The sequence below is a fragment of the Streptomyces caelestis genome (genome assembly GCF_001279005.1).
Lineage (GTDB): Bacteria > Actinomycetota > Actinomycetes > Streptomycetales > Streptomycetaceae > Streptomyces > Streptomyces heliomycini.
Genome location: NZ_LGCN01000050.1, coordinates 1 through 724, shown reverse-complemented (window position 1 = coordinate 724; position 724 = coordinate 1). Strand labels below are relative to the sequence as shown.

The following is a 724-nucleotide window of genomic DNA, read 5'->3' as shown; positions in this document are numbered from 1 at the left end:
CTTGCCGGTGAACTTCGGCCACCAGAAGTGGAAGCCGGCGAACATCGCGAAGACGACCGTGCCGAACACCACGTAGTGGAAGTGCGCCACCACGAAGTACGAGTCCGTGACGTGGAAGTCCAGCGGCGGCGAGGCCAGGATGACACCGGTCAGACCACCGAACAGGAAGGTGATCAGGAAGCCCAGGGCCCACAGCATCGGGGTCTCGAAGGAGAGACTGCCCTTCCACATGGTGCCGGTCCAGTTGAAGAACTTCACCCCGGTGGGAATGGCGATCAGGAACGTCATGAAGGAGAAGAACGGCAGCAGCACACCGCCGGTGGCGAACATGTGGTGCGCCCACACGGTCACCGAGAGGCCGGCGATGGCGATGGTGGCGCCGACCAGACCCAGGTAGCCGAAGATCGGCTTGCGGGAGAAGACCGGGATGATCTCGGTGATGATGCCGAAGAACGGCAGCGCGATGATGTACACCTCGGGATGGCCGAAGAACCAGAACAGGTGCTGCCACAGCAGTGGCCCGCCGTTGGCCGCGTCGAAGATGTGCGCGCCGAACTTGCGGTCCGCCTCCAGGGCGAACAGCGCGGCGGCGAGGACGGGGAAGGCCAGCAGGACCAGCACACCGGTCAGCAGCACGTTCCAGGTGAAGATCGGCATGCGGAACATCGTCATGCCGGGCGCGCGCATGCAGATGATCGTGGTGATGAAGTTGACCGCGCCCAGG

At 64.0% G+C, this 724-nt stretch carries 1 protein-coding gene; it reads right to left on the bottom strand.

What is annotated here, in order from left to right:
* A partial coding sequence (locus tag ADK41_RS05150) for a cbb3-type cytochrome c oxidase subunit I (RefSeq protein WP_199821812.1) occupies positions 1 to 724 on the bottom strand: 724 nt, incomplete at both ends.